21 protein-coding genes are annotated in these 20,091 nt (G+C 70.6%); 16 read left to right on the top strand and 5 right to left on the bottom strand.

Translation table 11 applies throughout. The features are described 5' to 3' along the window. Positions 1-9: 9 nt before the first annotated feature. Positions 10-888, bottom strand: coding sequence for a class I SAM-dependent methyltransferase (locus OG510_RS36550; protein ID WP_406134636.1), 879 nt, complete (start codon positions 886-888; stop codon positions 10-12). A gap of 253 nt (positions 889-1,141) precedes the next feature. On the opposite strand from OG510_RS36550, the gene OG510_RS36555 reads away from it, so the two are divergent. Genes OG510_RS36555 through OG510_RS36565 form a run of 3 tightly spaced genes read left to right on the top strand, consistent with a single transcriptional unit; the run spans position 1,142 to position 3,149 of the window. Continuing rightward, on the top strand, positions 1,142-1,396 hold the full coding sequence (locus OG510_RS36555; RefSeq protein WP_164264403.1) for a hypothetical protein: 255 nt from the start codon (positions 1,142-1,144) through the stop codon (positions 1,394-1,396). Positions 1,397-1,407: 11 nt separating this feature from the next. After that, the gene (locus OG510_RS36560; protein WP_406134635.1) at positions 1,408-2,394 is read left to right on the top strand and encodes a 3-oxoacyl-ACP synthase III family protein; all 987 of its coding nucleotides are present in this window, start codon (positions 1,408-1,410) and stop codon (positions 2,392-2,394) included. Next, entirely contained in the window at positions 2,391-3,149 is a 759-nt protein-coding gene (locus OG510_RS36565; RefSeq protein ID WP_406134634.1) for an SDR family oxidoreductase, read from the top strand. Before OG510_RS36560 ends, OG510_RS36565 begins: the two co-directional genes overlap by 4 nt. A 184-nt stretch (positions 3,150-3,333) precedes the next feature. On the opposite strand, the gene OG510_RS36570 is transcribed toward OG510_RS36565, so the two are convergent. Beyond that, positions 3,334-4,275: a BTAD domain-containing putative transcriptional regulator gene (locus OG510_RS36570; protein ID WP_406134633.1), complete on the bottom strand. Its 942-nt coding sequence runs from the start codon at positions 4,273-4,275 to the stop codon at positions 3,334-3,336. Between the two features lie 282 nt (positions 4,276-4,557). Between OG510_RS36570 and OG510_RS36575 the strand changes: the two genes are divergently transcribed. The 12 genes from OG510_RS36575 (at position 4,558) to OG510_RS36630 (ending at position 15,457) form a co-directional block, all read left to right on the top strand. Continuing rightward, positions 4,558-5,775 (top strand): aminotransferase class I/II-fold pyridoxal phosphate-dependent enzyme, encoded by a 1,218-nt coding sequence (locus tag OG510_RS36575; protein ID WP_406134632.1) that lies wholly within the window; start codon positions 4,558-4,560, stop codon positions 5,773-5,775. 52 nt (positions 5,776-5,827) lie between these two features. After that, positions 5,828-7,078 carry a beta-ketoacyl-[acyl-carrier-protein] synthase family protein gene (locus OG510_RS36580; RefSeq protein ID WP_406134631.1) on the top strand — a complete coding sequence of 417 codons (1,251 nt, stop codon included), beginning with the start codon at positions 5,828-5,830 and terminating at the stop codon, positions 7,076-7,078. Continuing rightward, complete coding sequence (locus OG510_RS36585; protein WP_406134630.1) at positions 7,075-7,953, top strand: MaoC/PaaZ C-terminal domain-containing protein; 879 nt, start codon at positions 7,075-7,077, stop codon at positions 7,951-7,953. Before OG510_RS36580 ends, OG510_RS36585 begins: the two co-directional genes overlap by 4 nt. Next, positions 7,946-9,478, top strand: a complete 1,533-nt coding sequence (locus tag OG510_RS36590) for an AMP-binding protein (RefSeq protein ID WP_406134629.1) — start codon at positions 7,946-7,948, stop codon at positions 9,476-9,478. Before OG510_RS36585 ends, OG510_RS36590 begins: the two co-directional genes overlap by 8 nt. Next, positions 9,475-9,732: a phosphopantetheine-binding protein gene (locus tag OG510_RS36595; RefSeq protein WP_406134628.1), complete on the top strand. Its 258-nt coding sequence runs from the start codon at positions 9,475-9,477 to the stop codon at positions 9,730-9,732. Before OG510_RS36590 ends, OG510_RS36595 begins: the two co-directional genes overlap by 4 nt. Before the next feature lie 2 nt (positions 9,733-9,734). After that, the gene (locus OG510_RS36600; protein WP_406134627.1) at positions 9,735-10,778 is read left to right on the top strand and encodes a hypothetical protein; all 1,044 of its coding nucleotides are present in this window, start codon (positions 9,735-9,737) and stop codon (positions 10,776-10,778) included. Further along, positions 10,771-11,607, top strand: coding sequence for a tryptophan synthase subunit alpha (gene trpA, locus OG510_RS36605; protein ID WP_406134626.1), 837 nt, complete (start codon positions 10,771-10,773; stop codon positions 11,605-11,607). The genes OG510_RS36600 and trpA overlap by 8 nt, the downstream gene beginning before the upstream one ends. A 2-nt stretch (positions 11,608-11,609) precedes the next feature. Then, complete coding sequence (locus tag OG510_RS36610) at positions 11,610-11,984, top strand: ectoine synthase (protein WP_406134624.1); 375 nt, start codon at positions 11,610-11,612, stop codon at positions 11,982-11,984. A 47-nt stretch (positions 11,985-12,031) separates the two neighbouring features. Beyond that, positions 12,032-13,177, top strand: coding sequence for an acyl-CoA dehydrogenase family protein (locus OG510_RS36615; protein WP_406134622.1), 1,146 nt, complete (start codon positions 12,032-12,034; stop codon positions 13,175-13,177). Next, entirely contained in the window at positions 13,174-13,872 is a 699-nt protein-coding gene (locus OG510_RS36620) for an N-(5'-phosphoribosyl)anthranilate isomerase (RefSeq protein ID WP_406134621.1), read from the top strand. Before OG510_RS36615 ends, OG510_RS36620 begins: the two co-directional genes overlap by 4 nt. A 9-nt stretch (positions 13,873-13,881) precedes the next feature. After that, on the top strand, positions 13,882-14,601 hold the full coding sequence (locus OG510_RS36625; protein WP_406134619.1) for an indole-3-glycerol-phosphate synthase: 720 nt from the start codon (positions 13,882-13,884) through the stop codon (positions 14,599-14,601). Positions 14,602-14,851: 250 nt separating this feature from the next. After that, complete coding sequence (locus tag OG510_RS36630; protein WP_406134618.1) at positions 14,852-15,457, top strand: DUF1772 domain-containing protein; 606 nt, start codon at positions 14,852-14,854, stop codon at positions 15,455-15,457. A 74-nt stretch (positions 15,458-15,531) separates the two neighbouring features. Here OG510_RS36630 and OG510_RS36635 read toward each other — a convergent pair whose 3' ends face one another. Continuing rightward, positions 15,532-16,026, bottom strand: coding sequence for a DUF1772 domain-containing protein (locus tag OG510_RS36635; RefSeq protein ID WP_406134617.1), 495 nt, complete (start codon positions 16,024-16,026; stop codon positions 15,532-15,534). Between the two features lie 285 nt (positions 16,027-16,311). Then, positions 16,312-17,409 carry a MerR family transcriptional regulator gene (locus OG510_RS36640; protein WP_406134616.1) on the bottom strand — a complete coding sequence of 366 codons (1,098 nt, stop codon included), beginning with the start codon at positions 17,407-17,409 and terminating at the stop codon, positions 16,312-16,314. 93 nt (positions 17,410-17,502) lie between these two features. Between OG510_RS36640 and OG510_RS36645 the strand changes: the two genes are divergently transcribed. Next, on the top strand, positions 17,503-18,459 hold the full coding sequence (locus OG510_RS36645) for an alpha/beta fold hydrolase (protein WP_406134615.1): 957 nt from the start codon (positions 17,503-17,505) through the stop codon (positions 18,457-18,459). A 67-nt stretch (positions 18,460-18,526) separates the two neighbouring features. On the opposite strand, the gene pip is transcribed toward OG510_RS36645, so the two are convergent. After that, positions 18,527-19,486 carry a prolyl aminopeptidase gene (pip, locus tag OG510_RS36650; protein WP_406134614.1) on the bottom strand — a complete coding sequence of 320 codons (960 nt, stop codon included), beginning with the start codon at positions 19,484-19,486 and terminating at the stop codon, positions 18,527-18,529. Positions 19,487-20,091 lie beyond the last annotated feature (605 nt).

Genomic DNA, 20,091 nt, shown 5'->3' on the forward strand with positions numbered 1-20,091 from the left:
GTCAGCCTCCTAGCGGCGCGCGATGGTGACGCGGAAGTTGTTGAAGAACTTGTCCTCGAGCGTGTACGCGAAGATGTCGAGGTAGCGCTCGAAGCGGGCCACGACCTCCTCGCCCTCCAGGGCGACAGCCTCGTCGCGGCGCTCGGCGAGCAGCTGGAGCCAGGCGCGGCAGGCGACCGCGAACGACTCGCGCTCGTTGACGATCTCGACGACGTCGAACAGCCCCTCGGCGGCCTGCGTGAGCTCGTGCAGGTGCGGGATGTGGCAGTTCTCGAACTCCGAGCGCTGCAGGAACTTCAGGTCGTCGAGCAGCTGCCGGTTCATCGGCAGCGCCTCGGCGGTCATCGTGTGCAGCACGAAGCGGGCACCCGGCTTGAGAGCCGCGCCGACCTGCTGGAAAAAGACCCGGTACTTCTTGGTCCGCTCGCGCGGCGCCAGCGTCGAGGAGACGAAGTGCTCAAGGGCGTTGATGCAGAACGCCGCGTCGTACGGGTCGTCGGTGGTGTGGTCCTCCCAGCTCTCCACCCGTGTGGTGATCCTCGGGTTGTCCAGGCCGGCGATGAACTGTTCCTGCGTACGGCTGAGCGTCAGGCCGACAGCCTGCTCGACGCCGTGCACGGTGGTGAGGCGGTTGAGCATGGTGCCCCAGCCGCAGCCGACGTCCAGGACGCGGCGGGCGCCCGCCGCACCCGCCAGCTCGGCGAACTTGTCCAGCTTGCGCTCCTGGGCCTCGTCGAGAGCCTCGGTCAGCCCCTCGCCCTCCTCCCAGTAGCCGCCGGAGTACATCATCGTCGGGCCCAGCAGGAGGCGGTAGAAGTCGTTGCTCACCTCGTAGTGGTGCCTGATCGCCTCGACCTCGGGGACCGACTGCTTTGCGACCGTGGTCATCTTCGTCCTCAACTCCCGTCCGGTTCATGACTCTTGACGTGCTTCCTGCTGCCGGGCCGGTCGTCGGACTCCCGTAGCTCCTACGGGCGGCGACGGGAGCTCGACGACCGGCCCGGCGCGAGACGAGAAAACCTCCCGGCTCGCAAGAGATGTGCAAGACGAGGGCAGGCGGCCGCTGTTGCGCACCGATTGCGCGCGGACGGGTTCCATGCATCTCGAAAGACCAAGCCCCTGCGGAGGAAGGACCCACCTCATGTCTCTGCCCACCATCGAAGAACTGGCGAGCCAGCTCGAGGCCGTGTCCGGCGCACAGAAGGTCGACCCGGACCACCCGCTGCAACACATTCCGGACGTGGACTCGCTGGACCTGATGGAGTGGCTGTACGGCTTCCAGAACACGTACCCGGACATCCCGGCCGACGAGTCTCTCTTCGCCGATCTCGACGACACCACGACGCTGCGTACCGTCTACGAGCGCATCCTGGCGCTCGTTCCGGCGCAGGCCTGAGCGGGCCGCGCATGAACGGCTTCGATATCACAGGGTGGGGGATGTCCGTCCCCGAACGCGTGGTCACCAGCGCCGAACTGGCCGAGCGGTTCGGCGTCGACGAGCACTGGATCACCAGCCGGTGCGGGATCAGTGAACGGCGCGCCGTCGGGCCGGGCCAGACGACCGCCTCCCTGGCGGTCGAGGCCGGCCGGCGCGCGCTCGCGAAAGCGGGCCTGAGCGGCGGCGACATCGCTCACCTGATCGTCGCCACCGCCACGCCCGAGCAGCCCTCGCCCGCGACATCCGCGTTCGTCCACCACGAACTGGGCATCGCCGGCAGCGCACACGACGTCAACTCCGAGTGCGCGGGCTTCGTCTACGGGCTCGTGTCCGCGATGGCGCTGATCGCCATCGACCCGCGGCCCATCCTGCTCATCGGTTCGGACACCCACACCCTCACCGCCAACCCCGCCGACCGGGACCTGTCGATCCTGGTCGGGGACGGCGCGGGCGCGGTCGTACTGGAACCGGCCGCAGACAGCCAGGTCCTCGCCTGGAACCTCGGCGCGGACGGCGCCTGCACCGGCAGCCTCAAGGTACTGGCCGGCGGAAGCCGGATGCCCACCACCGAGGAGACGGTGCGCCAGGGCCTGCACTATGCCCAGATCAACGGCAACGAGATCTACCTCAACGCCGTGCGGTACACGGTCCGCACGGTGCGCGAGACGCTGCGCAAGGCCAAGGTCGAGGCGGCCGACGTGCAGCACGTCATCCCGCACCAGGCCAACATCCGCATCATCAACTCGATCCTGAGCCACACCGGGCTGCGGCCCGAGGCACTGGTGGCCAATCTGCACAAGTACGGGAACACGGCGTCCGCGTCGATCCCGATCGCACTGACCGAGGTCCTGGACGAGGGCCGTATCAAGGAGGGCGACCTGGTCCTGCTGGCCGGTTTCGGCGCCGGCATGACCTGGGGGTCGATGCTCCTCGAATGGCGCGGAGGGACACGATGAGCAACAGCGGAAAACGCGCGGGCGTCCGGCCCGAGCACCCCGTCGCCCTGGTGACGGGAGCGTCCGGCGGGCTCGGCCAGGCGCTGGCGCTCGAACTGGACGCGCTCGGCTGCAAGGTCGCCGTCCACTACAACAGTTCCCAGGACGCGGCGCGCGCCGTGCAGGACAAGCTCACCAACGACTCCGCCCTGGTGACCGGCGACGTCGGCTCGTACGAGGCGGTGACCGCCCTGTACGAGCAGGTCACCGAGAAGCTCGGCCCCGTCGACGTCCTCGTCAACAACGGCGCCATCCGCCGCGACCAGGTCATGGCGATGCAGAAGCCCGAGGACTGGGCCGCGGTGATCCAGACCAATCTGATCGGATCGTTCCACACGGCGCGGGTGTGCGTCCCGCACATGCTGCGCACACGGTGGGGGAGGGTCGTCAACGTGGTGTCGCCCTCGGGCCTGATCGCCACCGCAGGACAGACGGCGTACTCCGCGTCCAAGGCCGGCCTGATCGGCTTCACCCGCACCCTGGCCGCCGAGTGCGGGCGGCGCGGAGTGACGGTCAACGCGCTCTCGCCCGGATTCATGATCACGGGTATGACGCAGAGCCTCCCGGACCAGGTGAAGGATTCGATGGAGGCAAAGGCGCCCGTGCCCCGCTTCGTTACGGTGGAGGAAGTCGCCCGCAGTATGGGCCTGTTCCTGGAACAGGACTGCATGACGGGCCAGGTCATCAGTATCGACAGCGGGGTCTCCATCACCTGACCCGGTCCGCAGCGGCCGCCGGCGCCCCCCTTCTCCGGCGGCCGCTGCGGACTGTGCCTGCTCCCGGAAACGCGGGAACAAGTAAAAACGAGCACACGCCACAACAGGACCGAGGTATCGGGAAAGCCTTCTGGTGAATGCGCGAATGCATTCACCAGAAGGCTTTCCCGATACCTCGTTGTTCTTATGCCGCCGGCGGCCACAGCGCATCGAAGGCCGCCATCAGGAGCGGGTCCAGCGCCGCGGCCGCTTCCTCCACGGCCGGATCGGGAGCGAGCGGCCCCTGCGGGCCCGGCTCGCGCAGCAGGTCGAGATAGAGGGACTGGGTGCGCGGGGAGGGCCCGATTCCGAGCTCGTCCGAGAGCAGCTCACGCAGCTGCTGGTAGACGCGCAGGGCGTCCGCCCGGTTGCCGGCGGCCGCGTGCGCCGCCATCTGGCACCGGTGCGCGCTCTCCCTGAACGGCGCCCGGCGCACCGCCTCATCCGCGTACCGCAGGGCATGGTGCCCGTTGCCCAGGGCCGCGGCCGAAACGCTGGCCAGCTCCAGTGCGGTCAGCCGCAGTTCGTCGATGCGTTCGCGCGTCGTGTTCACCCAGTCGCCCTCGTGTGCGGGCAGGAACGAGCCACGAAGATTGGCGACCGCCCCGGTGGCGAGCTGCTGGGCCACCGCGTGCGCGCGGTCCCGGCAGGCCTGGCGGGCCTCCGAGACCGCCGCCTCCGCGGCTTCCAGGTCCGTCACCGCGTCGCCGGGCAGGTGCAGCAGATAGCGCCCGCTCTGGGCGATCAGCGGGGTCTCACCCGGCTTCTGGCCCTCGCTGGTGACGAAGGCACGCACCCGGCTGACGACGCTGCGCAGCGCGGAGGCCCAGGTGTCGGGCAGACCCTGGGGCCAGAGTGTGTCCGCGAGCTGGTCGCGGCTGGTGCCGGCCGAGCGCTCCAGGACCAGCCGGGCGAAGGCGACCTGGGCCTGCGCACTCGACAGATGCCTGGGCGGTTCGCCCTCGTGCTCGATGGTGACAAGTCCTACGAGTCGTATCAACACGTCGAAACTCCCCCAGCGGCGGATCAGGAACCGAGCGGGGAATACGGCGACCGCTTCCGCGTCGCGCCGTCTGATTCTCGCCATTCCCCGTGATGTCGACGTGACCTTCGCAGGGGCGTTCGACGCCTGTCAATCGAGGCCGGGAACATACCAATCGGAATGACTGGAAGCCCAAGTTCCAACGTTCAGCAGGCCAGTTGTCCTGCGATTCTCCGGGCGTACTCAAGGGCCTTTCAAGCGAATCCCGAGGGTGTTCCGGCGGATTTCGACAAGAGAGCCGAATCTCGTGTTGCGTCCGTCTTGCGGAGCGCGAAGTAGAAATTCCCCCAGGAATACAGGAGCGCCGAACTGGCTGAGGAGACTCACGTGAACGCACCCGGAGGTTGGGAACGCCTCGAGCCGAAACTGCACGCCACACTCAGGCGCGTACAGGCGCTGGAGCCGGTGCCCGACCGCCGCAACAGCTTCGTCGCCTACACGGTCGAGCGGGACACCGCCTACGCCGACCTCGACGGGCGCCGGCTGCTGATGATGTCCGGCTACAGCTACCTGGGCCTGGCCGGTGACGAGCGCGTGGTCGCCGCCGCCAAGGCCGCCGTCGACCTGTACGGCACCGGAAACCACGGAGTGCGCGCACTGGCCGGGTCCATCCCGCTGCACGAGGAACTGGAGGCCGAGGTCGCCCGGTTCGCCGGCCGTGAGACCGCGATGGTCTTCGGCTCCGGCTACGCCGCCAACGTCGGCACCGTCGGCGGCATCGTCGGAGCCGGCGACACCGTCTTCATCGACAAGTACGACCACGCCTCCATCGTCGACGGCTGCCGCCTGTCCGGCGCCACCGTCACCCGCTTCCGGCACAACGACGTCGACCACCTCGACCGGCGCCTCGCCTCGGCCTCCCCGGACGGAGTCCGCCTCGTCGTCGTCGACAGCGTCTACTCGATGGACGGCGACATCGCACCACTGCCCGAACTGCGCAAAGTGTGCGACGAGCACAACGCGCTGCTCATGGTCGACGAGGCGCACGCGCTCGGCGTCATCGGCTCCACCGGACGCGGCATCGAGGAGCACTTCGACCACCGGGTGAAGGTCGACATCAAGCTTGGCACGCTGTCCAAGGCCATCCCGTCCATGGGGGGCTGGGTGGCCGGACCCGCCGAGCTGATCGGCCATCTGCGCTACGCGGCACGGCCGTTCCTCTTCTCCGCCGCCCTCGCGCCCGCCCAGACCGCGGCAGCCCTGGAGTCGCTGCGCATCCTGCAACGCGAACCCGAGCGCGTCACCCACATCCAGCGCGAGTCCGCACGGCTGCGTTCCCTCATCAACGCCGAAGGGCTGCGCACCCAGGACAGCGAGACAGCGGTACTCCCGCTGATCGCCGGCTCCGACGACGCGGCGTACGACCTGGCCACCACCTGCCGCAAGAACGGAGTCATCGGCATCCCGGTGGTCACCCCCGCGGTCCCCAACGACCTGGCCCGGCTGCGGATCGCGGTGACCGCACGGCACACGCCGCAGGACATCGACTTCGCAGCCGAGGCATTCATCAAGTCCGCTCGCGAGTGCGGCATCCTCCCGGCCTGAAGAGGCCACCGAAGGACCTGGGACACCACACAGGACGGAGACGAGAGAGAAGATGACTGCCGCAGCCGCCCCCCGCCCCCCGGTGGTGATCACCGGGATCGGCGTGGTCACGCCGGCCGGGTGCACGCCCGAAGCCCTGTGGGCCGCGCTGCGCGCCGGCCGCTCCACCGCCGCCGAGCTCGACCACTTCGACCTGAGCCGCCACCGGGCCCGCATCGGCTGCCGGGTCAGCGGGCTCGACATCGACGGGCCCCGCGCGCTGGTGCCCGCCAAGGACGCCCGACGCATGGACCCGTTCGCGCTGTACGGCACCACGGCCGCGCTGGCCGCCCACCGCGACGCGGGAGCCCCGGCACCCGACCCGCAGCGCACCGCGATCGTGGTCGGCAACGCGGTGGGCGGGCGGGCCACCAGCGACCGCGAGTCGGCGCACTTCAGCGAGGCGGGCCCGCACCGGGTCAATCCGCTGATGCCGCTGCTGACCATGCCGAACGCCGCGGCGGCCCAGATCGCGATGCGGCTGGGCTGGACCGGCCCGGCCACCACCATCGCCACCACCTGCGCGAGCGGAGTCGACGCGATCGGGCACGCCACATCGCTGCTGCAGTCCCACCGCGCCGACATGGTGATCGCCGGCGGCTGCGAAGCCACGCTCACCCCCGTCACCCTCGCCGCGTTCGGCAACCTCAACGCCGTCTCCGCGCGCAACGACGATCCCGCGCACGCCTCACGCCCGTTCGACACCGGCCGCGACGGGTTCGTCATGGGGGAGGGGGCCGGATTCGTCGTCCTGGAACGCCTCGACGACGCACGGGCACGCGGCGCCCGGCTCTACGCGGAGATCGCCGGGTACGCCGCCACCGCCGACGCCCACCACCTGTCGATGCCGCTGCCCGACGGCGCAGGCGCCGTCGCCGCGATGAACGGTGCCCTCGCCGACGCGGGCCTGGCCCCCGACGAGATCGTCCACATCAACGCACACGGCACCTCGACCCCGCACAACGACCGCGCCGAAGCGGCAGCCCTGACCAAGGTCTTCGGCTCGCACGGACCCCCCGTCACCGCACCCAAGGGCGTCATCGGCCACCTCATCGGGGCCGCCGGGGCCGTCGAGATCATCGCCGCCGTGCAGGCGATGCGGGCCCAAGAGGTACCGCCCACCGCCAACCACGAACACCTGGAGCCCGGAATGGAGATCGACGTGGTGCACACAAGCCCACGGCCCGTCGCCCTGGGGCCCGCCCTGTCGAACTCCTTCGGCTTCGGCGGCCACAACGCGAGCCTGGTGGTGGCACCGGTATGACGACCACCATCCCCACCCCGGCGCACACCACCCAGCACACCGTCACCCAGGACGAGGTGAGCGCCCTGCGGGCCGCCGTCCGCGCGATCCTGCCGGCCCCGGCCCCGGCCACGGCTTCCGGAACGCACTGCGCCGCTTCGCCGGTCCACGCCTTCGTCCTCGCCCACACCCTCGCCGACGCGACCGTCCGCGAACTGGCCGCAGCCGAACCGGAGCCCGTCTCCGTGGTCCACCTCGGCCAGGACATCCGCATCGAACGCCCGGTCCGCCCGGGCGAGCAGATCACCGTAACGCTCGACGTGCTCGGCGCCCGCCGCGAACCGCGCGGCACCCGCGTCGCCGTCCGCGCCCGCCTCACCGGACCGGACCGCACCAGCCATGCCGAACTCCTCACCAGCGCCCTCCTGCTGGGCGCGAGCACCATCGAACCGTTCGGACAGATCCCCTCCCCGCCCGCGCCCGCCCCCCTGGGCGAGGCGGGCGGGACGGCCCACGCCGAACACCGACCGACCCCCGAATGGATCCGCGGCTACGCCCAGGCCTCCGGCGACCTCAACCCGATCCACCTCGACGCCCTGGCCGCCCGCGACGCCGGCTTCCCCACCGTCATCGCCCACGGCATGAGCGTGCTCGCCCTGGCCCTGGAGGAAATCGCCGACCGGTACGCGGACGGCGACATCACCCGGATCGTGGCCGCCGGCGGCCGGTTCTCCGCACCGGTGGCACCCGGCGCGACGCTGCGCGTGGAACTCGCCCCGGACGCCGCGCCCACCCTGGTCCGCTTCACCTGCCGCACCCCCGACGGCATCGCCGTCAAGAACGGCTGGGCCCAGCTGGCACTCGCAGCACCACTGCCGGACGGCCACCATGACTGACCCGGTCACCGGGCTGCTGCACGGCTTCCTCACCCAGGTCCGCGCGCGACCCGACGCACCCGCACTCGTGTGGCACGGGACACAGACCAGCTACCGCGAGCTCTACGACATGGCGGGCCGCGAACGCGAACGCCTCGCCCTGCTGGCCCTGTCCGCCGGCGAGCCCGTCGGCATCCTCGCAGCCAAGTCACCCGCCGCCATCGCCCTCGTCCTCGGCTGCCTGCTCGCCCGCCGCCCGTTCCTGCTGCCGTCGCCACAGCTCGCCGACACACTGCTCACCCAGCTGTTCGCTCAGGCCGGCTGCCGCCACGTACTGGCCCCCGAAGGCGAACCGCAGCACACACCCGCACCGGACCACAGCCGCACCCCCCACCCCGTTCCGCGGGACACCACATTCATGCTGACCACGTCCGGCTCCACCGGACTGCCCAAGATCGTGCCGCTCGGCCCCCAGGCGGTGAACCACTTCGTCGCCTGGGCCGGACCGGCGTTCGGCATCACGGCCGGCACCACCGTCCTCAACCACGCACCGCTCAACTTCGACCTGTGCCTGCTGGACGTGTGGAGCACCCTCGCGCACGGCGGCCGCGTCGTCCTCGTCGACCCCGAGCAGGCAGTCGACGGCAGGCATCTGCTCGGCCTGCTGCTCCGCCACGACGTACAAGTGGTCCAAGCGGTACCGATGTTCTACCGGATCGTCCTGGACGCCGCGCACCGGGCGGGCGTGATCCTGCCCTCGGTACGCCGTGCTGCTTTCACCGGCGACGCCCTGCCCGACCGCACCCTGGCCGAACTGCGCGAACTGCTGCCCGCGGCACGCCTGGCGAACATCTACGGCTGCACCGAGACCAACGACAGCTTCGTCCACGAGATCGAACCCACCGCCACAGCCGTCCCGCCCGTGCCCATCGGGATCCCGCTGCCCGGAGTCTCGGCACTCGTCCTCGACGCCGACGGCGCCGAGGTGACAGGACCCGGCACCGGAGAGCTCTACGTCAGGACACCCTTCCAGTCCGGCGGATACCTCGACCCGGCCCGCAGCCGGGGCAAGTTCACCGGCCACCCGCTCGGCCACGACGACAACCGCTGGTTCCGCACCGGCGACCTCGTACGCCGCGACACCGACGGCCTGCTGCACCTGACCGGGCGCAGCGACTTCCAGGTCAAGGTACGGGGGGTCGCCGTCAACACCGCCGAGATCGAACAGGTGCTGCTGCGCCACCCCGCCGTCCTGGAGGCCGGTGTCGCAGCCCAGCCCGACCCGCTGACCGGCAAGCGGCTGGTCGCCGGGGTGCGTCGGGCACCCGGCAGCGGGCTCAACAGCCTCCTGCTGAAGGAGCACTGTGCCCGCGCCCTGCCCAGGGCGGCCGTCCCCGGCGTCCTGCTGATCACCGACGAACCGCTGCCCAAGACAGCCACCGGAAAGGTCGACCGCACCGCGCTCGACCGGCTCCGCGGACCATCCCCGGCACCGCCGGCGGACCGTCCCCGGGAGCTGACCCCAGTAGAAGGAAGGACGTCATGAGCAACACCGCCACCATCAAAAAGTTCCTCATCGAGGAGTTCCTGCCCGACCTGACCGAGAACCAACTCGCCGACGAGCAGGACCTGTTGTCGAGCGGAGCCATCGACTCCCTCGGCCTGCTGAAGCTGATCGCGTGGGTGGAGGACCGCTTCGGGCTCGCTGTCGACGACACGGACCTGGACCCGGACAACTTCCGCAGCGCCGCCGCCATCGACGCCTTCATCGTGGGCTCGCGCCAGGGGGTGACCAGCTAGCCATGCACGACGCGCTCACCGGCCTGCTGGCCCGGCGCACGGTGGCCGAGCGCGAGACCTGGCGGTCGCTGTGGGACCAGCTCGGTGACGGCAAGCTCCCCGCGGAGCAGGCCGTCACCCTGCTGGCCTCCCTGACCACCCGGCTCCCCGACCCCGCGACGCTGGCCGCCCTGCACGCCTCGCTTCTGGAGCGGCGCCCCGCACGCCCCGGGCCCGCCTGGCCCGCAAGCGTCAACATCGTGGGCACCGGTGGCGGCCCCGCCACCTTCAACGTCTCGACGGCCGCCGCATTCGTGGCCGCCGCCACCGGGGTGCGTGTCGTCAAGACCGGCTCGCGCGCCTACACCTCCAGCCTCGGCTCCGTCGACCTCCTCGAACGCCTCGGGGTGCGCCTGACCTCCTCGTACGAGCAGACCCAGGAGGACCTGGAGCGGGACGGGATCGCCTTCGCCGGGCCCTTCGTCTACCCGGCCGAACTCACCCGGCTCGCCCGCACGGTGGCACCACTGGGCATGAAGGCCTTCGGACGCTTCCTCAACGCGCTCGGCCCCTTCCTCGCCGACCTGCCCGTCACCGCCCAGGTCACCGGCGTCTCGCACACCATGCCGCTGGACGACCTGCGCACCCTCGCCGACACGATCACCACCTGCTCGGTGTGGCTGACCACCAACGACCGGGGCGCCGACGAACTCCTCGGCTTCGCCGACAACACGATCCACCAGGGCCATGGACGCCAAGTCCACATCCGTGCGGGCCAGTGGACAACGGCGGACGGCGGCTTCGAAGCGCTCGCGCCCGCCCCCAAGGGCGAGGCCGTCGACCACTTCCTGGCCGTGCTCGGCGGCCGCGCCCACCCGGCGGCCACCGCCACCGTGCGGCTCAACGCCGCAGCCCTCGCGCTCGCCGGCGGCCTGCACACCCAGTGGAGCACCGCACTCGCCGCCACCGACGAGGCCGTCACCAGCGGCGCCGCCGTGGCCCTCGCCCAGCGGCTGCGGACCCGGCGCCGCGCACCGCTCGCCACCGGGGCGGCACACCATGGCTGACTTCTTCACCCACCGCCCGCCGGGCCTCCCCGGCCTGGCCCTGTTCCTCAACGCCGGGGACCCGCCACTGGACGAGCTCACCGATGTCGTCCTGATGCTCGACGAAGAGCGCGTCGACTGCCTCGAACTGGCCGTGCCGTTCCCGGACTCCTTCACCGACGGCCCCGTCGTACGCCGCTCCGCGCGCCGCGCCCTGGACCGCGGCACCGGCCTCGACGACGTACTCACCTTCATCGCCCAGGTCAGGCCCCGCCTGCGCCACCTGCGCATCGCACTGCTCGCCGACTGGAGCCACTCGCTCAAGCACCGCGACCTGGACGCCGCCGTCAAGGACATCACCGCATCGGGCGCGGACGGCCTGCTGGTGCACGGCCTACCTCCCCGCCTGCGCACCGCCTACCGGCAGGCGACACAGGAGGCAGGCACGGCGGTGGTCAGCACCTGCTACCCCACCAGCCCCCCGGCGACCCGGGCCCAGGCTGCCCGGGACGCCTCCGCCTACCTCTATCTCGTGGCCCACTACGGCCGCAGCGGCACCGCGCCCCCCACGGGCCACGCCGCGCTCGCCCCGACCGTCACCGGTCTGCGGGCGCACAACGACTCCCCGATCGCCGTCGGCTTCGGGGTCAGTACGCGCAGCCACGTCGCGGCCGTCGCCGCGAGCGGGGCCGACGCCGCCATCGTCGGCTCGGCGGGCGTGGCCCGCGTCGAGCAGGCCCTCGACGAGGAGGGCTCTGTCACCACAGTGCTGCGCGACTTCGTCCGGTCGATCCGGCCGGAACCGGGCGAAGCCGGCACACCCGTCTCCCGTACACACCAAAGGAGTTGACCGTGATCATCCGCGACCTGGCAAGCGTCAAGACCGTCGACTGGGGCAACGGGCTCAGCGCCCGCTTCCTGACCAAGGACGACGGCGTCGGCTACTCGCTCACCGACACCACCGTACGGGCCGGCACCAAGTCCCGCCTGGAGTACCGCAACCACCTCGAGGCCTGCTACTGCATCGGCGGCTCCGGAGAAGTGGTCGAACTCGACGGCACCGTGCACCCCATCACCCCGGGCCGTCTGTACGCCCTCGACCAGCACGACCCGCACTACCTCGTGGCATCCGAACACGAGGACCTGCACCTGGTCTGCGTCTTCACCCCGGCCCTGCGGGGCGACGAGGTGCACAGCCTCGACGCCCACAACTCCTCCGCGTACTGAACCGCGGCCCCCTGAAGGGGCGACACACCCGTGAAGGGGGAACCACAGTGATCCGCTGGAACACCGACCAGACCGACCTGCGGGACGGTCTGGTCCGGTGGGGCGAAGCGCTCAGCGCCGACCACATCACCCAGGAGGAACAGGGAACCTTCTCCTGGGACAAGTGGAAACTCGTGCGGCAGACCGGGATCCTCGCCCTGCCCTTCCCCGAGGAGCACGGCGGCCTGGGCCAGTCCCTGCTCACCACCATGTACGTCCTCGAAGGCCTGGGCGAACACTGCCGTGACGCGGGACTGAGCTTCTCGGTCACCACCACCATGGCCAGCACCGGCGTCCCCCTCACCCGGTTCGGCACCGCCGGACAGAAAGCGAGGTATCTCCCACCGATCTGCTCCGGCGAGGCGATCGGGGCACACGCGATCACCGAGGCCGAATCCGGCAGCGACGCCATGGCGATGACCACCCGGGCGGAGCGCGACGGTGACGACTTCGTGCTGAACGGAACCAAGATCTTCGTCAGCAACGGGCCCGTCGCCGACGTGTTCGTCGTCTACGCCCGCACCCGCCCCGACAGCGGCGCCCTGGGCGTCACCACGTTCCTCGTGGACCGCGGGACGCCCGGCCTGACCATCGGCAGGCCGGTCAAGAAGATGGGACTGCGCACGTCGCCGCTGAGCGAGCTCCACTTCGACGGCTGCCGCATCCCCCGCACCCAGGTCCTCGGCCGGGTCGGCGGCGGGTTCATCGTGCTCGACCACGTGATGAAGCGGGAGATCCTCCTCTCGTTCATCGTCAACGTGGGGGAGATGCGGCACCGGTTCGGCCGCTGCGTCGAGTACGCCCGCACCCGGCGCTCCTTCGGCAAGCCGATCGGCTCCTACCAGACGGTCGCCAACAAAATCGTCGACATGAAGATCGGCCTCGAATCGGCGAGGAAGTGGCTGTACGACACCGCCGAGCGCCTGGAGGCAGGCCAGGACGTCACCGAGGACCTGGCCATCGCCAAGCTGGTCACCAGCGAGACCAACATGGCCAGTGCGCTGGCCGCGGTCCAGGTATTCGGCGGGCACGGATACATGAGTGAGTACGGACTCGAACAGGAAGTGCGCAACGCCGTGGGCGGCACAATCTACTCGGGCAGCAACGAGATCCAGTACAACCGCATCGCGGCCCAGCTGGGCCTGGGCCGATGAGCCCGGCACCCGCACCGCCGTCCCCACGGACCCGCACACTCAAGGTGTGCGGAGCCACCAGCACCCGCGACATCGCCGTGCTCGCCACCGCAGGGGCCGACCTCGCCGGCCTGTGGCACGGCGTGCCCGGCGGCCCCGCCGAACTGCCGGAGCGCGAGGTGGCGGCCCTCGCGGCGGCCGCCCGCGCCACCGGCGTGCTCCATCCGGTCCTGGTCACCTTCCTGAGCGACACCCACGCGCTGAGCGGTGTACTGGCCCGCACCGGCATCGGCACCGTCCAACTCCACGCCTACCAGCGCCCGTCCACCGTGCGAGCCCTGCGCACCGCCCTGCCGGACGCCGTCATCATCAAGGTGCTGCACGTCACGGGCAACACCTGCCTGGAGCGCCCCCTGCTCGGAGCGTACGAACAAGCGGGCACCGACCTCTTCCTCATCGACGCCACCACCCCCGACGGCCGTGTCGGCAGCACCGGGCAGTGCCTGTCCGAGGACACCGTCCTCGACCTGGCCGACCGGTTCACCCTGCCGTTCTGGCTCGCCGGAGGACTCAACCCTGCCAACCGGTCCGACCACGAGAGGGTCCTGCACCACCCCCGGCTGCACGGCATCGACGTCGACACCGCGGCCCGTGGCGGCGACGGCCGCATCGCGGGCCCCGCCGTGACCCGGCTCGCCCGAGTCTGGGGCACCTAAGGAGCATCCATGAGCCACCCCTTCATCGAATCCCTCCTGACGGCCGAGCGGCCCTTGGTGATGGAGGTCAAGCGGCGCGACGCGCACGGCTTCGACCTCATCGCGGGCCATACGCCCGCCGAGATCGTGACCGCCTACGAGAAGGCCGGCGCCCCTTGTATCTCGGTGGTCACCGGCCGCTGGTTCGGCGGCACCCACGAGCTTTTGCGCGACGTGGCACGCCTCACCGAACTGCCCCTGCTGCAGAAGGACTTCATCACCCGCAGCCAGCAGCTCGACACCGCGAGAGAACTGGGCGCGTCAGCCGTCCTGCTCACCGCGGGGCTACTGCCCGCATCCGCGCTGCGCACCCTCGTCACCGCGGCGCTGCGCGCCGGACTGACGCCGTTCGTCGAGGTCACCACCGAGGCCGAGATCGCGGTGGTGCCGCACGCCGACGAATGCGTCATCGCTGTCAACAACAAGGACATCAAGACCAAGGAACGCGACCGTGGCGACCTCACGCGCAGCTTCGACCTGCTGCCCGCGCTGATCGCGAGCGGCACACCCTGCCCGGTCAGCGCCAGCGCCATCGACACCCCGCAGACGGCGGCCCGGCTGCTGGACGCGGGCTTCGGCGGCCTGCTCGTCGGCACGGCGCTGCTGCGCAGCGGCGAACGCGACGCGTGGCTGACCACGCTGGACGGCTCCCGGACGACCGTGCGCACGGTGCTGAACACGGTGGCCTGAACAGCCGGCTACCGGCGGCCCCGCGGCGCTCGGCCACGGGGCCCACCAGACGTCAGGGAGGCTCCCGGACGCGGATCAGCTGCTCCGGGGGCAGCCGCTCAAGCGCCGCTCGACGGCCGCTGGAGGAACGCTCGCGATGCTGTCCAGAACAGACCTGGACGCCGTGGCGGCCCGGGGAAATCCGCTTAAGCTCATGAACAGCGCGCCTCGGCACCGTACTTACGAATCTGACCAAAGCGAGGACGTACCGATGACAGCCAACCCGTACCAGCAGCAGTACGGCCAGCCCGGCGCCTACGCGCCGATCCCGCAGCCGCCGCAGCAGCAGCCCGCCCGACCGAACAAGGCCGCGGGCTGGCTGCACATCGTGTCGGTCGTCACGCTCGGCCTCATGGCAGGCCTGTTCTTCGCATTCGACATCTCGGTCATGCCCGGACTCGCCAAGACCGACGACCGTACCTATGTGACCGCGATGCAGCAGTTCAACGCGGAGATCGACGGCAACGGCCTGTTCGTCCTCATCTTCTGCGGAGCGATCATCGCGGCGGGTCTTGCGGCCGTGCTCGAGTTCCGCCGGGGGCGCAAGACCATCGCCCTGTGGGCGGGCCTGGCCGCCGTGCTCTATCTGATCGTCCTGATGCTCACCATGGGCGTGGAGATCCCGCTCAACAACCAGCTCGCCGACCTCGGCAACCCTGCCAAGATCCACGACTTCTCCCTCGTCGACAAGTTCAAGGGCTCCTGGGAGTCCGTCAACATCGTGCGGACACTGCTCAACACGGCGGCCCTGGGCTGCGCCGCGTACGCCGCCAAGCTGCACGGCCGCGCGGAGGCCCTGCTGGGCAGCGGCCGCTGACTTGCCGGGAGGCTTCTCCGGTGAAGGCGGGCGCGGGCACCGAGCCCGCGCCCGCCTTCCACGTCACCGCTTCCTCAGCTCGCCCCGTGCAGGACGAGGGACCAGCACAGCAGGCCCGTCGCAGCGCTGCACAACACCGCGCGCACGACGTTCCAGCGCACCCACCTGCCCTCGAACTCCTCACGCACCGCGTGCGGCCGGGCGATGCCGTCGCCTTGTCCCGCCGCGTCGAGGGCGTTGTTGAGCGGGATGTTCACCCGGCTGGTGACCGCCATCGATGCCAAGTAGCAGACGAACGCGCCAACCGTCGGCGCGACCGCGTCCCGGTCGCCGCCGCCGAACTGCAGCCCGATCGCGAGTGCCATGAACACGAACGCGCCGATGTAGCCGAGCACGAACCAACCGTTGAGGATCGCCGTGTTGATCCGCTGCATCACGTCGATGAATGTCCGGTCGTCACCGCCGCGCAGCGCCGGCATCACCGAGCAGGCGAACCCGTAGAACAGTCCGCTGACCAGACCACTCGTCACCGTGGCCGCGACGAGCGCGAGCGCTTGTGCGATGTCCATTGTCCGACCCCTCCCTCTCTGCCGCATTGGTGCGCGGGCCAGTCAACTCTACTGAGCGCAAAGGAAATGCAAGAGAAGAGTCAAGTGGTGTGCTCAGTGCGGGGGTACGCACTACTCAGCGGACCGACCTTAATGAGCCCGGACCGTCACATCAGCCATACAGCCATCCAAACAGCCGCCCAGGCTCACGCCGCCCGGTGACCAAGGCGGCTGTCGAGCAGCTGACCCGTGCGTGGGCTGCCGGCCTGCTCCGGCCGCCGGCCGCCGGCCGCCAGTCCCCGGTCCTCAGTCCTCCAGGCGGACCGGCATCAGGACCGAGAAGCTGGTCTCGTCATCGGGCCGGCGGATCGCGAGCGGCGCCGTGGGAGCGCCGGACTCCAGGATCAGCCGCTCCCTGGACCCGGCGGCCAGCGCATCCAGCAGGAACCGGCGGTTGACGGCGATACGGTCCGCGCCCTCAGCTCCCTCAGCGCCCTCGGCTTCCTCAGCGCAGAGGGTCAACGCGCCGCCGTCTTCCGCCCTGAACACACTCAGGTCCGGCCCCCCGGTCGCCCCGCGACGGACAGGGCCGGTCTCCAGGGACTTCCGGAATGCCGCCACCTCGACGACGGTGCGCCGTTCCGCGGCCTGGGGGAGGAGACGGCGGTAGTCGGGAAAGTCGTGGTCGAGACACTGACCGGCTGCCTGCCTGCCGCCGGCCTCCAGGGCCACGCGGGCGCCGTCGACGGAGAGCCGTACGGGGCCCTCACCGTCCAGCAGGGCCCGCATCGCGTCGGCGAGCGGGGCAGGCACAACGGCCTGCACCCGCTTCCCGTCGTGCCCGGTGACCGCGGCCTGTGCGACAGCCATCCGGTACCGGTCGGTGGCCACGACCCGCAGGCTCTCGCCCTCGATGTCGAAGAGGACCCCGGCGAGCATCGGCAGCTTGGCATCGGTGCTCACCGCGAAACGGACCGTATCGAGTGCGGCTGCCAGTTCGGGCGCGGCGGTGACCAGCCGGGCCGTGGGGATGTGCAGTGACGTCACGACGTTCTCCCTGTGATCGAGTAGTGCGCAAAGCGCGGAGAACTCACCGCGGGCAACGGACAGTTCCTGCTCGAGGCGGCACAGATGCGCCTTCAGCAGTTCCCGGACCAGACCGGTATCCGCACCGGACCAGCCGGCCAGTACCAGCCGGACGTCCGCCAGAGGCATCCCGGCCCGGCGCAGGCGGGCCAACAGCCGGGCCTCTTCGAGCTGTTCCGGCCCGTACCAGCGGTATCCGCTCACCGGATCCACCCAGGCCGGGACCAGCACACCGGAACGGTCGTAGAACCGCAGGGCACTCACACCCAGGCCGCTGTCGCGGGCCAACTCGCCGATGCTGCGCATGTCGTTCTCCACACCCGGCACTGTGGGCCCTGCACAAGGTCGAGGGTCAACCGTGTCTGAACGACGGGCCGCGGCCGGTGGGCCGGCCCCCGTACAGTCATCCACATGGTTGAGCATCGCATGGTTGACGTGAACGGCGTCCGGCTGCACATCGCCGAACAGGGTGAAGGCCCCCTGGTGGTCCTCCTGCACGGCTTCCCCGAGTCATGGCACTCCTGGCGCAACCAGTTCGGCCCGCTCGCCGAAGCGGGCTTCCGGGTGGTCGCCCCCGACCAGCGCGGGTACGGACGAAGTGACCACCCCGCCGACGTCGACGCGTACACCATCCTCCACCTGGTCGGCGACGTGGTCGCACTGATCCAGGCCCTGGGCGAGGAGAGTGCCTACGTTGTCGGGCATGACTGGGGAGCGCCGGTCGCCTGGCACACGGCGCTGCTGCGGCCGGACATGGTGCGCGGGGTGGCCGGACTGAGTGTGCCGCCCCCGTTCAGGGGGACACAGCCTCCGCTGGCCGCCATGGAGGAGAAGTACGCCGGCCGCTTCTACTGGAACTACTTCAACCGCCCCGGCGTCGCTGACGCCGAGTTCGCCAAGGACACCCGGACCGCGTTGCGCAAGTTCCTCTATTCGGCCTGCGGTGACGCCCCGGGCGCCCTCGAGGGCAAGCAGCCGCTGGTCGACCCCGAGCGGGGCTGGCTCGCCGCCATGCCGGATCCCGCGGTACTGCCGCACTGGTGCACCGAGGACGCCCTCGATGTTCTGACCGACAGCTTTTCCCAGGGCTTCACCGGGGCCCTCAACTGGTACCGCAACCTCGACCGCAACTGGGAACTGACCGCCCCCTGGCACGGCGCCGTCGTCACCCGGCCCGCCCTGTACATCTACGGCGAACGCGACGTCGTCGCCAGTTTCCCCGGCACCCCCGAACTCATCGAGCGCCTCCCCGGCCTCATGCCCAGCCTGCGGCGCGAGCCCATCGAGCTGGCCGGCTGCGGACACTGGACTCAGCAGGAACGCCCGGACGAGGTGAACACGGCACTCATCGACTTCCTGACCGCCTAGCCGTGCGGCCGGGGAGACCGCGCCCCGGTGCCCGGTACCCGGCGGCCGCCCCGGCGTTCAGGGGTGTTCAGCGGTTCTTGAACTCCTCGATGGCGTCGCGGACCACCTGGCCCGCGGTGTCACTGCCGGCGTGCCCGGCGTCCTCGATGATGTGCAGCCGCGCGCCCGGCCACGCCTTCGCCAGCTCCCACGCCGTCTGGACCGGACAGCCCCTGTCGTGCCGGCCCTGCACGATCACCCCGGGAATCGGGGCCAGCCGGTGCGCGTCCCGGATCAGCTGCCCCTCCTCCAGCCAGGCGCCGTTGCTGAAGATGTGCGCACAGATCCGTACGAACGCGATCCGCGCGTCGGCCTCGCGGTCGCTGTACATGCCGGGCACACCGTTGGGCTCGTCGCTGATGACCGCGTCCTCCCAGGCGAGCCAGTCGGCGGCGGCCTTCTCGCGGACCGTACGGTCGGGGTTGTCCATCAGCCGTGCGTAGGCCGCGAGCAGGTCACCGTCCCGCTCGCCCTCGGGAACACCCGCGCGGAACCGGTCCCACGCCTCGGGGCGGAACAGCCCGGCGCCCCGGTAGAGCCAGTCGATCTCGGAGCGGCGGGAGGTCATCACCGCCTGGATGACGATCTCGCTGACCCGCTCGGGGTACTGCTGCGCGTAGGCCAGGACGAGTGTGGGGCCCCAGGAGGCCCCGTTGAGCAGCCACTTCTCGATGCCGAGATGTTCGCGCAGCAGCTCCATGTCGGCAATCAGATGGTGTGTGGTGTTGAGGCTCATGTCGGCGGCCGGTGTGCTCGCGTGCGGGGTGCTGCGGCCGCAGTTGCGCTGGTCGTAACGGATCACCCGGTAGGCGTCGGGATCCCAGGACCTGGTCGGCCGCCGCATGGCGCCGGCGCCCGGGCCGCCGTGAACCATCAGGGCGGGCTTGCCCCCGGGGTTGCCGAGCTGCTCGTAGTAGAGGCGGTTGCCGTCTCCGGTGTCGAGGAACCCGGAATCGTAGGGGCTTGTCGGGGGATAGAAGTCGACCATGACCGCCGATCCTAGGGGCAGCTCGCGGCCGGGCAACTGGATTGAACCGGGCGCCCGTTCATGCCGCAGCCCCCCACTCGCATCCTCTTCTTCCTTTCTTTCCTTGACCCTCTTTCCTTGACCGCCCGTCACGGCACAGGGCAGCGGTCGCGGCAGGACCGGGCGGACAGGCGGCATGAAGAACAGGGCAGTGGGCAGGTGCACGTCCACACATGCGCCCGCACGGTCGGGAACGACCCGGTGCACGACGGGCGGTGGACCAGCTTGGAGCGCGCTGCACCGTGACGCATACCGACGTGTCCGCGCGGTGGACCCACAGCCGCACCGGGCAGAGCACACCAGCCGCAGAGCCACGGAGCCGCGGGCGCCCGGCAAGCACACCGCCTCCCGTCAGCACGCCGTGACACCCGGCCACCCGCAGGGCGCGACGACCGCCGCAGCCGACCGGCGGACCGGACGGACCGGGCGACTGCCGCAGCCGACTCGTTCGCCCGGTCCGACTGGTCCGATCGGTCCGGCCGGTCCACCCGATCCGGCTGGTCCGTCCGCCTCCGCCGCAGCCGACCGGTCCCGACCGATCCGGCTGGTCCGTCCGCGTCCGCCGG

The sequence above is a fragment of the Streptomyces sp. NBC_01089 genome, assembly GCF_045162975.1.
Classification (GTDB): domain Bacteria; phylum Actinomycetota; class Actinomycetes; order Streptomycetales; family Streptomycetaceae; genus Streptomyces.

Excerpts from the sequence above, each read along its gene's own strand:
- OG510_RS36585 (WP_406134630.1), top strand. The coding sequence starts at position 7,075 with ATGACGACCACCATCCCCACCCCGGCGCACACCACCCAGCACACCGTC.
- OG510_RS36580 (WP_406134631.1), top strand. The coding sequence starts at position 5,828 with ATGACTGCCGCAGCCGCCCCCCGCCCCCCGGTGGTGATCACCGGGATC.
- OG510_RS36550 (WP_406134636.1), bottom strand. The coding sequence starts at position 888 with ATGACCACGGTCGCAAAGCAGTCGGTCCCCGAGGTCGAGGCGATCAGG.
- pip (WP_406134614.1), bottom strand. The coding sequence starts at position 19,486 with ATGGTCGACTTCTATCCCCCGACAAGCCCCTACGATTCCGGGTTCCTC.
- OG510_RS36560 (WP_406134635.1), top strand. The coding sequence starts at position 1,408 with ATGAACGGCTTCGATATCACAGGGTGGGGGATGTCCGTCCCCGAACGC.
- OG510_RS36590 (WP_406134629.1), top strand. The coding sequence starts at position 7,946 with ATGACTGACCCGGTCACCGGGCTGCTGCACGGCTTCCTCACCCAGGTC.
- OG510_RS36600 (WP_406134627.1), top strand. The coding sequence starts at position 9,735 with ATGCACGACGCGCTCACCGGCCTGCTGGCCCGGCGCACGGTGGCCGAG.
- OG510_RS36565 (WP_406134634.1), top strand. The coding sequence starts at position 2,391 with ATGAGCAACAGCGGAAAACGCGCGGGCGTCCGGCCCGAGCACCCCGTC.
- OG510_RS36630 (WP_406134618.1), top strand. The coding sequence starts at position 14,852 with ATGACAGCCAACCCGTACCAGCAGCAGTACGGCCAGCCCGGCGCCTAC.
- OG510_RS36570 (WP_406134633.1), bottom strand. The coding sequence starts at position 4,275 with ATGGCGAGAATCAGACGGCGCGACGCGGAAGCGGTCGCCGTATTCCCC.
- OG510_RS36635 (WP_406134617.1), bottom strand. The coding sequence starts at position 16,026 with ATGGACATCGCACAAGCGCTCGCGCTCGTCGCGGCCACGGTGACGAGT.
- OG510_RS36555 (WP_164264403.1), top strand. The coding sequence starts at position 1,142 with ATGTCTCTGCCCACCATCGAAGAACTGGCGAGCCAGCTCGAGGCCGTG.
- trpA (WP_406134626.1), top strand. The coding sequence starts at position 10,771 with ATGGCTGACTTCTTCACCCACCGCCCGCCGGGCCTCCCCGGCCTGGCC.
- OG510_RS36620 (WP_406134621.1), top strand. The coding sequence starts at position 13,174 with ATGAGCCCGGCACCCGCACCGCCGTCCCCACGGACCCGCACACTCAAG.
- OG510_RS36625 (WP_406134619.1), top strand. The coding sequence starts at position 13,882 with ATGAGCCACCCCTTCATCGAATCCCTCCTGACGGCCGAGCGGCCCTTG.
- OG510_RS36595 (WP_406134628.1), top strand. The coding sequence starts at position 9,475 with ATGAGCAACACCGCCACCATCAAAAAGTTCCTCATCGAGGAGTTCCTG.
- OG510_RS36645 (WP_406134615.1), top strand. The coding sequence starts at position 17,503 with ATGGTTGAGCATCGCATGGTTGACGTGAACGGCGTCCGGCTGCACATC.